This is a genomic window from Amycolatopsis sp. NPDC059021, from assembly GCF_042739895.1.
Taxonomy (GTDB): Bacteria; Actinomycetota; Actinomycetes; order Mycobacteriales; family Pseudonocardiaceae; genus Amycolatopsis.
In genome coordinates, this window is the sequence record NZ_JBHYIQ010000041.1 from 29,837 (window position 1) to 43,138 (window position 13,302).

The window sequence follows — 13,302 nt, forward strand, 5'->3', positions numbered from 1 at the left end:
GCCGGGGGGGCCGGCGTGTTTTGGGGTAAATACGAACGCGGGGGCACCCCGGGCTTGTGGTTTTCGCCCGGTAAACGCACTTGGGGCGGGGAGGGGGATCGGATGTTTGAGGATCGGCGGGGTGATCGCTGCGGGCGAACACTCCAATGGAAACAAACCAGTCGATCGGAGAGTTGAGCTAGGCAGACTCAACTAACCGAGGAGTGCACATGACCGACACCCGCCTCCTGCCCGTGCTCCCGCTGGACGACGACGTCGTGCTGCCGGGCATGGTGGTCCCGCTCGATCTGACCGACAGCGAGACCCGGGCCGCGGTGGAGTCCGCCCAGGCCAAGACGCCCGCGCAGGCGTCCTTCCCCGGCATCCGCTCCGCCGCGGCGGCGAAGGCCGAGGTCCTGATCGTCCCCCGCGTCCACGGCGAATACGCCGAGGTCGGCACCGTCGCGACCGTCGAACGCGTCGGCCGCGTCCCCGGCGGCAAGGCCGCGGTCCTGCTGCGCGGCACCCGCCGCGCCACCGTCGGCCGCATCGCCGACGGCCCCGGCGCCGCCCGCTGGGTCCACGCCGACGACGCCCCCGAGGTCACCGACGACCGCACGGCCCAGCTCGCCACCGAGTACAAGGCCGTCGTCATCTCGGTGCTGCAGCAGCGCGGCGGCTGGCAGCTGATCGACGCCGTCCAGCAGGTGGAGGAGCCCTCCGCCGTCGCCGACCTGTCCGGCAACGCGCCGTACCTCAAGACCGAACAGAAGCTCGAACTGCTCACCACGCTCGACGTCTCGACGCGCCTGGAGAAGGCGCTCGAATGGAGCCGCGAGTACCTCGCCGAGCTGGAGGTCACGGACACGATCCGCAAGGACGTCCAGGAGGGCATGGAGAAGCAGCAGAAGGAATTCCTGCTGCGCCGTCAGCTCGAGGCGATCCGCAAGGAGCTGGGCGAGCTCGACGGATCCGCGGCCGACGACGACTACCGCGCCCGGGTCGAGGCCGCCGAGCTGCCCGAGCACGTCAAGAAGGCCGCACTGTCCGAAGTGGACAAACTGGAGCGGACCTCGGACCAGTCACCGGAGGGCGGCTGGATCCGGACCTGGCTCGACACGGTGCTGGAGCTGCCGTGGAACGAGCGCACCACCGACGTCCACGACATCGCGGGCGCGCGGGCGATCCTCGACGCCGACCACGCGGGCCTCGACGACGTCAAGGAACGCATCATCGAATACCTGGCCGTGCGCAAGCGACGCGCGGAATCGGGCCTCGGGCCGGTCGGCGGGCGGCGATCCGGCGCGGTGCTCGCCCTCGCGGGCCCTCCCGGCGTCGGCAAGACGTCGCTGGGCGAGTCGGTGGCGAAGGCGATGGGCCGCAAGTTCGTCCGCGTCGCGCTCGGCGGCATCCGTGACGAGGCGGAGATCCGCGGACACCGGCGGACCTACGTCGGCGCGCTGCCCGGCCGGATCGTCCGCGCCATCAAGGAAGCGGGCTCGATGAACCCGGTCGTGCTGCTCGACGAGATCGACAAGGTCGGCGCCGACTACCGCGGCGACCCGACCGCGGCGCTGCTCGAAGTCCTCGACCCGGAGCAGAACCACACGTTCCGGGATCACTACCTCGAGGTCGAGCTCGACCTGTCGGACGTGGTGTTCCTGGCGACGGCGAACGCGCTGGAGACCATCCCCGGCCCGCTGCTGGACCGCATGGAGCTGGTCACGCTCGACGGCTACACCGAGCACGAGAAGGTGACCATCGCCCGCGACCACCTGCTCCCCCGCGAGCTGGAACGCGCCGGGCTGGGCAAGGACGACGTCGTCATCACCGACGAGGCGTTCAGCCGGATCGCCGCCGAGTACACCCGCGAAGCGGGCGTGCGCAACGCGAACCGGACGATCGCGAAGGTGCTGCGCAAGATCACCACCAAGGTCGCGCTCGACGAGGTCACCCTGCCGGTCACGGTGGACGCCGAAGGCCTGGAGACCTACCTGGGCCGCCCGCGGCACCTGCCGGAATCATCGCTGCCCGCGTCGACCCAGCGGACCGCGACACCGGGCGTGGCAACGGGACTGGCGGTGACCGGGGCCGGCGGGGACGTGCTCTACATCGAGGCGTCGCTGGCGGATCCGGAGTCCGGCGCCACCGGGCTGCAGCTCACCGGCCAGCTCGGGGACGTGATGAAGGAGTCGGTGCAGATCGCGCTCTCCTACCTGCGCTCGCACGGCGCGGAGCTGGAGCTGCCGGTCGGTGACCTGAAGGAGCGCGGCATCCACGTCCACGTGCCCGCGGGCGCGGTGCCGAAGGACGGGCCGAGCGCCGGGATCACGATGACGACGGCACTGGCCTCGCTGCTTTCCGGCCGCGTGGTGCGCGCGGACGTCGCGATGACCGGCGAGGTGTCGCTGACCGGGCGGGTGCTGCCCATCGGCGGGGTCAAGCAGAAGCTCCTAGCAGCGCACCGGGCCGGGATGAAGACCGTGATCATCCCGCAGCGCAACGAACCGGACCTCGACGACGTCCCCGCCGAGGTGCTCGCCGAACTCGACGTGCACGCGGTGGCGAACGTCCGCGAGGTGCTCGACCTGGCGCTGGCCCCGGCGTCGGCGCCGCTGCCCCAGGCGGCGTAACCGGCTGGCTCGAAGGGGACTTTCGGTGCGGTGGACGCACTGAAAGTCCCCTTCGGCTACGCCGCGCGTTCATCTCTTTGTCCCGTTTCGCCCGTAACCTCCGATCCGCTCCTTTCCCGCCCCACCACGAAGCGGATTCTTGGAGGCTCGAGTGAAGCGACGGAACTTTCTGCGCGCGGCCGTGATCGGCGCGGGTGTCACCGCGTTCGGCAACACCCTGACGTCGTCCGCGCTGGCCGCGCCCGCGCAGAACGGCCCCAGCCCCTACGGCCCGCTGCAGGCGGCCGACACCAACGGCATCCAGTTGCCCGCCGGGTTCACCAGCCGCGTCATCGCGCGCTCGGGGCAGCAGGTCGCGAGCACCGGCTACACCTGGCACAGCGCCCCGGACGGCGGTGCGGTGTTCCCCGACGGCACCGGCTGGATCTACGTTTCGAACTCCGAGATCAACCCCGGCGGTGGCGCGAGCGCGGTCCGCTTCGACGCGAACGCGAACATCGTCGGCGCCCACCGGATCCTCGGCAACACCCGCCAGAACTGCGCGGGCGGGGCGATGCCTTGGGGCACTTGGCTCTCCTGCGAGGAAATCGACCTCGGCTTCGTCTACGAGTGCGCCCCGGCCGGCCCCGCGTCGGCCGCCGTCCAGCGGCCCGCGATGGGCCGGTTCAAGCACGAGGCCGCCGCGGCCGACCCGGTCCGCAAGGTCGTCTACCTGACCGAGGACGTCACCGACGGCTGCTTCTACCGGTTCGTCCCGGCGACCTGGGGCAGTCTCTCGGCCGGAACGCTCCAGGTACTCAAGGCGGGCTCGGCGACGTCGGGCAGCTTCAGCTGGGCGACCGTCCCCGACCCCGACGGCTCCCCGACCGCGACGCGCAATCAGGTGTCCGGCGCGAAGCGGTTCAACGGCGGAGAGGGGTTGCACTACGCCAACGACACCGCGTGGTTCACTACCAAGGGCGACAACCGCGTCTGGCAGCTCGACCTCGCGAACAGCACCTACGAGCTGGCCTACGACGACTCGCTGGTCACGAACGGCGCGGCGCCGCTGACCGGTGTCGACAACGTCACCGGGTCCGCGTCGGGCGATCTGTTCGTCGCCGAGGACGGCGGGAACATGGAGATCTGCCTCATCACCCCGGACGACATCGTCGCGCCGTTCCTGCGGATCACCGGGCAGAGCGCGTCGGAGATCACCGGGCCCGCGTTCACCCCGGCCGGGAATCGCCTGTACTTCTCCTCGCAGCGAGGCACTTCCGGATCGTCCTCGGGCGGCATCACCTACGAGGTCACCGGGCCGTTCCGCGCCTGATCCCGCTGCCTCCCCGATGGGTCCGGGCCCCATCGGGGAGGCACCACGCACTTCAGCGGACATCGGCTCGACTCCGTTCACGCAGGCGGAAGAAGACGAACAGCCCCAGCGCGAGCACGACGGCGGCGATCACCAGGTACTGGAACACTTCGGCGTAGCGGTCGACCAGATGCCAGCTCTCCCCGAGCAGGTATCCGGCGACGACGAACGCGGTGTTCCACAGCAGGCTGCCCACCGTGGTCAGCAGCAGGAACCGGCCGAAGGGCATCCGCTCGATCCCGGCGGGCAGCGAGATCAGACTGCGGAAGATCGGCACCATCCGGCCCAGGAACACGGCTTTGCCGCCATGCCGGGCGAACCACGCCTCGGTGCGGTCGAAGTCGGACGTCTTCACCAGCGGAATCCGCCCCAGCAGCCGCCGGGTGCGCTCTCTGCCGAGCAGCAGCCCGAGGTAGTAGACGATCACCGCGCCCGCGACCGAACCCAGCGTCGTCCAGAACAACGCGCCGGCAAGGCCGAACGTGCCGCGGCTCGCGGAGAACCCCGCGAGCGGGAGGACGAGTTCGCTCGGGATCGGCGGGAACAGGTTGTCGAGCCCGACGATCACCGCGGCGCCGGGCCCGCCCAGCGAGTCCATCAGGCCGACGGCCCAGCCGGCGAGGCCACTCATCGGTTCGGCGGCGGTTTCGGTCAAGGAGAGGTTCATGGCAGCCTTTCGTGATCGCCTGCGGATGCCATCGAACGTACGAATCACCGGGGCGCCACACACTGGGGTGAACCGGCAAGGATCACTGCGGAAAACCTCAGTACCCGGCGCACGTCCCCTCGCTAACCTGGCGAAGTGTCCGAATCCGCCACCTCCCGTGCTCGTCTGCGTGACCTGCTGCCCACGACGCTGGGGCTCGCGATCGGCGCGGTGACCGCGTGGGCGGAACTCGTCTACGTCGTGCTGGGCGGCATCGCGCTGGCGCTGCCCGCGGCGCGGAAACCCGTGTTCGGCGGCGCCCGCCGACTGTCCGAAATGGAACGGAGACGTATCGAACGATTTTTCCGCGGTGAGCACGCGACCGGCTACAGCGGGCCCCGGGCGCTGAACTACCTGGCCGTGCGCTGTGTACTGGGGATGTTGAGCGCGGGGATCATCCTGCTGATCCTCTACGGCGCCGTGTCCGGCGTGGTCGTCCTGGTGAAGTACGGCCAGGGGAAGTCGCCGCTCGGCGAAGGGCCCGCCCACTGGTACGACCTCCTCCCGGTCGGCGCGCTCGGCATCCTGCTCCTGTTCGTCGCCCTGCAGGGCCTGGCGGGGACTGTCTCGCTGGATCGCAAGCTCGCCCGGCGTTTCCTCGGCCCCAGCCAGCAGGAGTTGTTGCGCCGCAGGGTTTCCGAGCTGTCCACCAGCCGCGCCGAAGTGGTCGAGGCGGTCAACGGCGAACGGCGCCGCATCGAACGCGACCTGCACGACGGCGTCCAGCAACGGCTCGTCGCACTCGGGATGCTGCTGGGGCGTGCCCGTCGCGCCGAGGGCGAGCGCGCGGCGGAGTTGCTGCGCCAGGCGCACGAGGAATCCCAGGAGGCCCTGCGCGACCTGCGCGAGGTCACCTGGCGCGTGTACCCGATCGCGCTCGACGAGGGCGGACTGCACACCGCGCTCGAGGCGCTCGCCGAACGCAGCGCCGTCCCGGTCCGGCTACGCTACGACCTGTCCCGGCGCCCGCCCGCCGCGCTCGAGACGGTCGCGTATTTCGTGGCCTCGGAAGCGGTCACCAACACCATCAAGCACGCGGCGGCGACCCGGATCGACATCGACGTCCGGCGCGAGGGAGAGTCGGTGCTGATCGAGATCGCCGACGACGGGGCCGGTGGTGCCCGGCCCGGCGGCGGGCTCTCCGGCCTCGCCCGGCGCGTCGCGGCCGCCGACGGTGAGTTCACTGTGGACAGTCCGGTGGGCGGGCCGACGGTGGTACGGGCGGTACTGCCGTGCGGGTGATCCTTGCCGAGGATTCGACGCTGCTGCGCGAGGGCCTGGTCCGGCTGCTCACCGAGGAGGGGCACGAGGTGGTCGCGGCAGTGGGAGACGCCGAGGCACTCGTGGCGAGGACGGCCGCCTATCAGCCGGACGTGATCGTCACCGACGTCCGGATGCCGCCGACGCACACCGACGAAGGGCTGCGTGCCGCGCTGGAGATCCGGCGCCGCTGGCCGGAGATCGGCGTGCTGGTGCTCTCCCAGTACGTCGAAAAACGGTACGCCGCCGAACTCATCACCGGCGACGAGGAGCGAGTGGGCTATCTGCTCAAGGACCGTGTCGTCCAGGTCGGGGAGTTCCTCGACGCGCTCGCCAGGGTCGCGGCGGGTGGCGCGGCCTTCGACCCCGAAGTGGTGCGGCGGCTGCTCGCGCGCACCACCCACGGTGATCCGCTCGCCAAACTGACCTCGCGGGAACACGAGGTGCTGGAGAAGATGGCCGAAGGTCACACGAACGCGGGCATCGCCCGGTTGCTGTTCGTGTCACTGAGCGCGGTCGAGAAACACGTCAACGCCATCTTCGACAAGCTGGAGCTGACCAGCACCGCGGGCTACAGCCGCCGGGTACTGGCGATCCTGCGCTATCTCGGTTCCTGAAATCGGGGCGGGGAGGCCGCGTTCCCGCCCGGCCTCCCCGACACCGGTCAGGCCGACGTGGACTGACGCGCGGTCATCAGGTAGGCCGTGCCGAGCCACCACCGCGCGCCCCTGCTCACCGTGGTCTCCGGCGCGTGCCGCCACCCCCGCCGCCACCGGCGCACGAGACGGTCGAACGGCGGTACCAGCACCGTCACGTCGTAGAACGCGATGTCCTCCGCCGACAATCCGGACTGCCACAGCAACTTCCGCAGCCGAGCCGGGCGGACCGCGTGGATCCCCGTTTTCCGGGCAGCGTGCCGTCGATGCGGCGGGACACCGCACCACCGCTCGACGAACCCCGCCACCCGCCGCGCCGGCCAGAACACGCCCCACTCGAACAACCGGTACGGGCTCAGCGGGTTGAGCATCGTCGCGACGACGAGCCCGCCCGGCCGCAGCACCCGCGCGATCTCCCGCAACGCGTTGCCCGCGTCGACGTATTCGAGCACTCCCATCGCGAGGACCACGTCGAAACTCTGGTCGCCGAACGGCATGTCCTCGATGTCCGCCACCGAGAGCAGGACGTCTTCGTCCGTGCCGACGCGTTCGGCGGTGGCCGCGATCATCGCGGCCGACTGATCGCACGCGGTGATGCGGAATTCGCCGGGCCGCTCGTCGAGCAGGTACCGGACCTGCACGCCGGGGCCGCACCCGACGTCGAGCAGTGCCCCACCGGGGCAGTCCTTCAAGGCCTCTCCGACGGCGTACCGCCGCGACCAGTGGTAGCGGGCGGTCGGGCCCCAACCTTCGAACGACGCCGCGTAGTTCGCCGCCGCGGCCGCGTCCTCGTACTGCACTTTGACCAGGTCCTCCCTCGCCGGGCCCTGACTGGTCTGCTGTTTCGTCCCGGAAAATGACATACGCACCTCCATGGGATTCAGCTGTGAGCCGCCCGTGAGATGCACGGGCCTCGATGGCTGTCGGGTCGGCCAATGCGAGCGTTACGAGACCGGCCGCCACATCACCGATTTATCTCGACAGCGACCAAAAGGCGGAAACAATGGTGGTCCGAAACGCCGAACGTGAGCACCCAAATTCTCCGTCACCAGTGAAGCATGAGCGTCACTACCAGCGAGTTTGTCACTTCGACACACCACATCGGACACCAGGAACCGACGCATCGGCGACAAAACGGAAAATGATCTGAACAGCCTCGCACAGCACAGGAAAACATGGCAGGCCAATAGGTGAAATTCACCATCATCCCGGCGAGAAGTCCCTCTTGAACGGATCGCGGGAGCTAAATACTGGTCGCGGAGACGGACTGGTTGCGGCCGTTGCGCTTCGCGTCGAGGAGCGCGTGGTCGGCGGCGAGGACAAGCTGGTCGGCGTCGACGCCGTTGCCGGGGAAGGACGCCAGCCCCATGGAAGTGGTCACGCCGGGAAGGATCTGCGTCACCCCGGACTTGGTGCGCGTGAGCGTGATCGGTGTCCGCGCGAGGCGGAGCCGGATCCGCTCCGCGACGGCGTGCAGCTGCCGGTGCCCGATACCGGGCAGCACGATCGCCAGCTCGTCCCCGCCCCAGCGCGAGACCAGATCCGCGCCGCGCACCTCGCCGCGCACGGTGTCGGCCACCGCCCGGATCGCCTCGTCACCGGCGGGATGACCATGCGTGTCGTTGATCTGCTTGAAGCGGTCCAGGTCGAGGAAGATCACCCCGACACTGGTGCCCGCGAGCCGGGCCCGCTCGAGTTCGGCGTTGACGACGTCCGTCCAGAAGGTCGGCGCGGCCAGGCCGGTCTTCGCGTCCGTGCGGGCGGCGCGCAGGTATTGCGGGAGCAGCAGGTCCCGGTGGACGGCCAGCACCGCCACCATCGGCGCGGGCAGCGCCCATGGCATCGTCACCAGCAGGGCCGCGACGGTGACGCCGAGGCCGAGGGCCGCGGCGACCACCAGCTGGTCGGCGGGGTCGCCGAGGGCCTGCCGGACCGAGGAGCCCGAGGTGGACAGCACGATCGCGAACACCACGAGCGCGTAGTTGACCAGCCACCAGACGGCGGCGGCCACGGCGATGACCACCAGGGACCACGCGCTCTTCGGCAGCCGCGGCAGCTGGTCGAGGCCGCCGGCGTGCAGCACGGCACTCGCTGCGGCCGAGGCGAGCACGAACGTGGCGGCCGAGTAGGCCTTGCGATGCGCGACCGACGGGCCGTAGACCCGCGCCCAGCAGTAGCTGTAGGAAACGACGGTCAGCACGATGACCAGCGGCAGCGGCACCAGCAACACGGCGGCGAACACCCACAGCGACTTCAGGTTCGTGTAGGGCACACCCTTGCTGGACTGCTCGCGGCGGCGTTCGATGCTCCTGGCGACCTCCAGATGCGCCAGCGAACCGCAGACCAGCGCCGCGAACCACCACCAGTGCGTACCGCTCGTGAGCGAGTTCGCCGTGCCCACGGTGGTCCCGACGGCCGCCAGGTCGACGGCCAGGATCAGCGCGAGCGCCCTACCCGGCAGCGACCAGAGCTGCCATCCGGCAGAGCCCGATCTGTGTCCGTCCCGATCCACCTTCACGCTGTATCCCATCCCCCGGTTGCGGTGAGCTGCGAAGGAGCATCCACGGTAACCGCGTCGTCACCGGCTGTCGATAGCGTCATTCACGAAACCCTCCAATGCACGAACCTCCGGAAGGCAGTGATCCTCATGAACACGACGTTCCTCGCGAACCAGACCCGGCGCGGCAACGAGTGGACCCGGCTGCACGGGAACGAGTGGACCCGCTTCCAAGGCAACGAATGGGGCCCCGGCAACGAGTGGGACCGCCGAGGGAACGAGTGGAGCCGCTAGGCCGACTCGCGCTCGGGCCTGCCGAACAGCGATCCGGACAGCGGGGCGCGGCGAGCACGGTCCCACGCCCCGCCCGCCGCGGCGGCCGCGATCACGCCCAGCCCGCCACACACCGCGACGACGGCCGAGGCGGGCAGCTGGGTCGCGGCCAGCCCGGCGAGTGCGATACCGAGTCCCTGGCTGGTCTGCAACGCGGTCGCGGCGAGCCCGTAGGCCTGGCCACGGCGCGCGTCAGGCACCGCGCGCACGAACGCCGCCGACGCCGGCAGGTGGTAGGCGCTGGCCAGGCCCGACACCGCCCACAGCAGCGCGGTCACCACCAGTCCCGGCTCGGCCGCGCAGACGAGAAGCGGTACGCAGGCCGCGATCGCCAGCGGCGTCAGCAACCGTGGCCGCACCGCCGAAGGGAGGCGCCGCACGATCAGCATGCCCACCACCGCCCCGGCGGGGCCCGCCGCCAGCAGCACACCGACCGCTCGCGCCGTGCCGCCGACCTGCGCGGCATACGGAGCGGCCAGGCCCTCCACGGTGATGTAGAGGCCGGCGACGCACGCCAGCCCGACGAGCGCGCGCAGCCGCGGCGTCTGAGCCACCAACCGCGCTCCCGCGGTCAGGTCGCCCCACCACCGGCGTGGCGCGGCGTCGGACCGTTCCACGGGGGCGGGCCGAGCACGGAGCCCGGCGCGGAGCACGACGGCGGACAGCAGGAACGACGCGGCGTCGGCCAGCAACGCCTGCGACGGCCCGAACGCCGCGGTCAGCGTGCCACCGGTGGCGAACCCGGCTACCTGCGCGAGCTGCACCACGACGTCGATGACACCCTTGCCGAGCACGTACTCGTCCTCGCCCGGCAGCACCGCCGCCAGCGTCGCGGCCCGCGCGGCGTTGCCGGGCGCACCCGCCGCCTGCACCACCACCAGCAGTGACGCGACCACGACGAGCGGCAGCCCCGGGATCGCCATCGCCACGAGCAGTCCCGCCCGCAGCAGATCGGCGCCGACCAGCACCGCGCGCCGCGGCCACCGATCGGCGAGCCCGGACAGCAACGGCCCGGCCAGCACGTTCGGCACATACGTCAGCGCATACGCCGCCGCGGTCCACCCCGCGCTGCGGGTGCGCTCGAACACCAGCACGCTGAGCCCGACCCTGGCGACCTGGTCCCCCGCGATGGAGACCACCACCGCCAGGAACAGCGCGCGGAATTCGGCCCTGGCGAACACCCTCCCCGATTTGACCATGCCACCAGTGTCACCATCCGGACACCGTGAGCAACCAACTCGGGAAGACCTGTTCCGGAACGGCCGGCAGGGAGGCAACGGCATCAACTTTGTCGGGCTACAGCGTTACCGTGCCCTCATGCCGACCGACGGACCCGGGAAACGAAATCCAGCCTGGACCTGGGACGAGTGCGTGCTCGCCTGTGCGCTGGTCGTCAACAACGACTGGCGATGGCTCGATGCTGGCGACACTCGCGTCAAAGAGCTGTCGACGCTGCTCCAGCAGCTCCCGATCCACTCGCCGGAGAGCCGTAGCGAAAAGTTTCGCAATCCCAACGGCGTAGCCCGCAAGACCGCGGACCTTGCCACGATTCACCCTGCCTACCGGGGCAAGGCCACCCGGGGCGGCAGGACGGACAAACTGGTCGTGGATGCCTACGTCGCCGACCCTGCGGGGATGCTCAAAACCGCGGCGGCTCTCAGGAGCAGCATCCAGTTGCCTTCCGGGCCAGCTCATCTGAACCCGCTCGACCTCGACCTCGATTTGGAGGGCATCAGTGCCACAGAGGGCCAGGTACTGGAGCGGATACATCTGGTGCGAGAGCGAGACCCGAAGCTGCGGAAGCGCAAGATAAAGCTGGCGCGCAAACAGCATGGGCACGTTGCCTGCGAAGTCTGCGGCTTCGACTTCGAAGAGGTCTACGGCCCACGAGGACGCGACTACATCGAGTGCCACCACCGGACACCACTGAGCGAGTCCGGCCCTATCGTGACCGACCTCAGCAACCTCGCACTGCTGTGCTCGAACTGCCATCGAATGATCCACTGCCGTCACCCATGGCTGACCGTGCCTGAACTTCAGAAGCTGGTGGACGGGTAGCAAGGACAAGGAGCAGCAGGTCCGGCCCACGAGGGCGGTTCGCCGTGGCCTGTTCCGAGAGAGCGGAAAAATCTTGGGCGGTGATGTCGAGAACCCCGAAACGGCTCCGTCACAGCGGTGAATGCGGCCACAATGGGCCGCACCAGTACCGAGGAGAACAGCGATGGCGAAGTACCTGCTGCTCAAGCACTACCGCGGCGCCCCGGCCCCGGCCAACGACGTGCCGATGGAGAAGTGGACGCCGGAGGAGATCTCGGCACACATGCGGTACATGCAAGACTTCGCGGCCAAGCTCGAAAAGACCGGCGAGTTCGTCGACAGCCAGGCTCTCATCCCCGAAGGGACGTGGGTCCGCTACGACGGCGAGGGGCGCCCGCCGGTCACCGACGGCCCGTTCGCCGAGACCAAGGACCTCATCGCCGGCTGGATGATCATCGACGTGGACAGCTACGAGCGAGCCCTCGAGCTGGCCGGGGAGCTGTCGGCCGCGCCAGGCGCGGGCGGGAAGCCGATCCACGAGTGGCTCGAACTGCGCCCGTTCATGACCGCGCATGCCGACTGCATCACGGAGTGACCGACCGGATGGACGAGGCACTGCTCCGGAGCCTCACACCGGGCGTCCTCGGGATCCTCTGCCGCCGCGGAGCCGACTTCGCGGCGGCGGAGGACGCCGTGCAGGATGCCCTGGTCGAGGCGGTCCGCGTCTGGCCCGCCGACGGTGTCCCGGCCAACCCGAAGGGCTGGCTGGTCACCGTGGCCTGGCGCAAGTTCCTCGACGCGACCCGGGCGGACACCGCGCGCCGCCGCCGTGAGGACGTCGTCGAGGAGGAACCCGCGCCAGGACCGGCCTCGGCGGTGGACGACACGCTGCAGTTGTACTTCCTGTGCGCCCATCCGTCGCTGACGCCGTCGTCCGCGGTGGCGCTCACGCTCCGCGCCGTCGGCGGGCTGACCACCCGCCAGATCGCCCAGGCCTATCTGGTGCCCGAGTCGACCATGGCGCAGCGCATCAGCCGGGCCAAGCGCACCGTCTCCGGCGTCCGGTTCGACCAGCCCGGGGACGTCGCCACCGTGTTGCGCGTCCTCTACCTGGTCTTCAACGAGGGCTACTCCGGTGACGTCGACCTCGCGGCCGAGGCCATCCGACTCACGCGGCAGCTCACGACCGTAATCGATCACCCAGAGGTGGCGGGGCTGCTCGCCCTCATGTTGCTCCACCACGCCCGGCGCGCCACCCGGACCGCGCCCGACGGCAGTCTGGTGCCGCTCGCCGAGCAGGACCGCGGCCGGTGGGACACTTCGCTGATCGCCGAGGGCGTCGAGATCCTGCAGACGGCGCTGGCCCGCGACCGGCTGGGCGAGTTCCAGGCGCAGGCCGCCATCGCGGCACTCCACGCCGACGCGCCCACCGCCGAGGAGACCGACTGGGTGCAGATCGTCGAGTGGTACGACGAACTCGCGGGCCTGACCGACAGTCCGGTCGTCCGGCTCAACCGCGCTGTCGCCGTCGGCGAGGCGGACGGACCGCGCGCCGGGCTGGCGGCACTCGCGAAGCTGGACGAGGCCCTGCCCCGCCACACCGCGGTGTCGGCCTACCTCCACGAGCGCGACGGCGATATGGCGACCGCCGCACAGCTCTACGCCGAGGCGGCCGAGAAAGCCCCCAACCTCGCCGAGCGCGACTACCTGACGCGTCAGGCGGCCCGCCTCAACGCCCGCACGCGCCACACGAACCCTTTGCCGCGCAACAAGAACTGCTGAACCCGCCTCGGCGTCCTTTGAGGACCACCGACACAAGAATGCCCCGGTGAATCGATCACCGGGGCATT

Annotated in this window: 12 protein-coding genes; 8 read left to right on the plus strand and 4 right to left on the minus strand. The window is 70.2% G+C overall.

Annotated features, from left to right (window positions below):
• Positions 1-209: 209 nt before the first annotated feature.
• The gene (gene lon, locus ACFWX1_RS23835; RefSeq protein WP_378390721.1) at positions 210-2,612 is read left to right on the plus strand and encodes an endopeptidase La; all 2,403 of its coding nucleotides are present in this window, start codon (positions 210-212) and stop codon (positions 2,610-2,612) included.
• 151 nt (positions 2,613-2,763) lie between these two features.
• On the plus strand, positions 2,764-3,924 hold the full coding sequence (locus ACFWX1_RS23840; protein WP_378390722.1) for an alkaline phosphatase PhoX: 1,161 nt from the start codon (positions 2,764-2,766) through the stop codon (positions 3,922-3,924).
• 52 nt (positions 3,925-3,976) lie between these two features.
• Here the strand turns inward: ACFWX1_RS23840 and ACFWX1_RS23845 are convergent, their stop codons facing one another.
• Complete coding sequence (locus ACFWX1_RS23845) at positions 3,977-4,630, minus strand: DedA family protein (protein WP_378390724.1); 654 nt, start codon at positions 4,628-4,630, stop codon at positions 3,977-3,979.
• A 135-nt stretch (positions 4,631-4,765) separates the two neighbouring features.
• Between ACFWX1_RS23845 and ACFWX1_RS23850 the strand changes: the two genes are divergently transcribed.
• Both ACFWX1_RS23850 and ACFWX1_RS23855 read left to right on the plus strand, forming a co-directional pair.
• A complete protein-coding gene (locus tag ACFWX1_RS23850; RefSeq protein ID WP_378390726.1) occupies positions 4,766-5,911 on the plus strand; it encodes a sensor histidine kinase in 1,146 nt (381 codons plus the stop codon).
• Positions 5,902-6,546 (plus strand): response regulator, encoded by a 645-nt coding sequence (locus ACFWX1_RS23855; protein WP_378390728.1) that lies wholly within the window; start codon positions 5,902-5,904, stop codon positions 6,544-6,546. The genes ACFWX1_RS23850 and ACFWX1_RS23855 overlap by 10 nt, the downstream gene beginning before the upstream one ends.
• A gap of 47 nt (positions 6,547-6,593) precedes the next feature.
• Here the strand turns inward: ACFWX1_RS23855 and ACFWX1_RS23860 are convergent, their stop codons facing one another.
• Both ACFWX1_RS23860 and ACFWX1_RS23865 read right to left on the minus strand, forming a co-directional pair.
• Positions 6,594-7,448, minus strand: coding sequence for a class I SAM-dependent methyltransferase (locus tag ACFWX1_RS23860; protein WP_378390730.1), 855 nt, complete (start codon positions 7,446-7,448; stop codon positions 6,594-6,596).
• A gap of 380 nt (positions 7,449-7,828) precedes the next feature.
• Positions 7,829-9,103: a GGDEF domain-containing protein gene (locus tag ACFWX1_RS23865; RefSeq protein ID WP_378390732.1), complete on the minus strand. Its 1,275-nt coding sequence runs from the start codon at positions 9,101-9,103 to the stop codon at positions 7,829-7,831.
• Between the two features lie 129 nt (positions 9,104-9,232).
• Between ACFWX1_RS23865 and ACFWX1_RS23870 the strand changes: the two genes are divergently transcribed.
• Positions 9,233-9,376 (plus strand): hypothetical protein, encoded by a 144-nt coding sequence (locus tag ACFWX1_RS23870; protein WP_378390734.1) that lies wholly within the window; start codon positions 9,233-9,235, stop codon positions 9,374-9,376.
• Here the strand turns inward: ACFWX1_RS23870 and ACFWX1_RS23875 are convergent.
• Positions 9,373-10,614, minus strand: a complete 1,242-nt coding sequence (locus ACFWX1_RS23875; RefSeq protein ID WP_378390735.1) for an MFS transporter — start codon at positions 10,612-10,614, stop codon at positions 9,373-9,375. The two genes, ACFWX1_RS23870 and ACFWX1_RS23875, sit on opposite strands and share 4 nt — an antisense overlap.
• Before the next feature lie 118 nt (positions 10,615-10,732).
• Here ACFWX1_RS23875 and ACFWX1_RS23880 point away from each other — a divergent pair, with 118 nt between their 5' ends.
• From ACFWX1_RS23880 to ACFWX1_RS23890, 3 genes are all read left to right on the plus strand, one after another.
• A complete protein-coding gene (locus ACFWX1_RS23880) occupies positions 10,733-11,473 on the plus strand; it encodes an HNH endonuclease (RefSeq protein WP_378390737.1) in 741 nt (246 codons plus the stop codon).
• A gap of 163 nt (positions 11,474-11,636) precedes the next feature.
• Complete coding sequence (locus ACFWX1_RS23885; protein WP_378390739.1) at positions 11,637-12,047, plus strand: YciI family protein; 411 nt, start codon at positions 11,637-11,639, stop codon at positions 12,045-12,047.
• 8 nt (positions 12,048-12,055) lie between these two features.
• Positions 12,056-13,234, plus strand: coding sequence for an RNA polymerase sigma factor (locus ACFWX1_RS23890; RefSeq protein ID WP_378390790.1), 1,179 nt, complete (start codon positions 12,056-12,058; stop codon positions 13,232-13,234).
• The last annotated feature ends 68 nt before the right edge of the window (positions 13,235-13,302 follow it).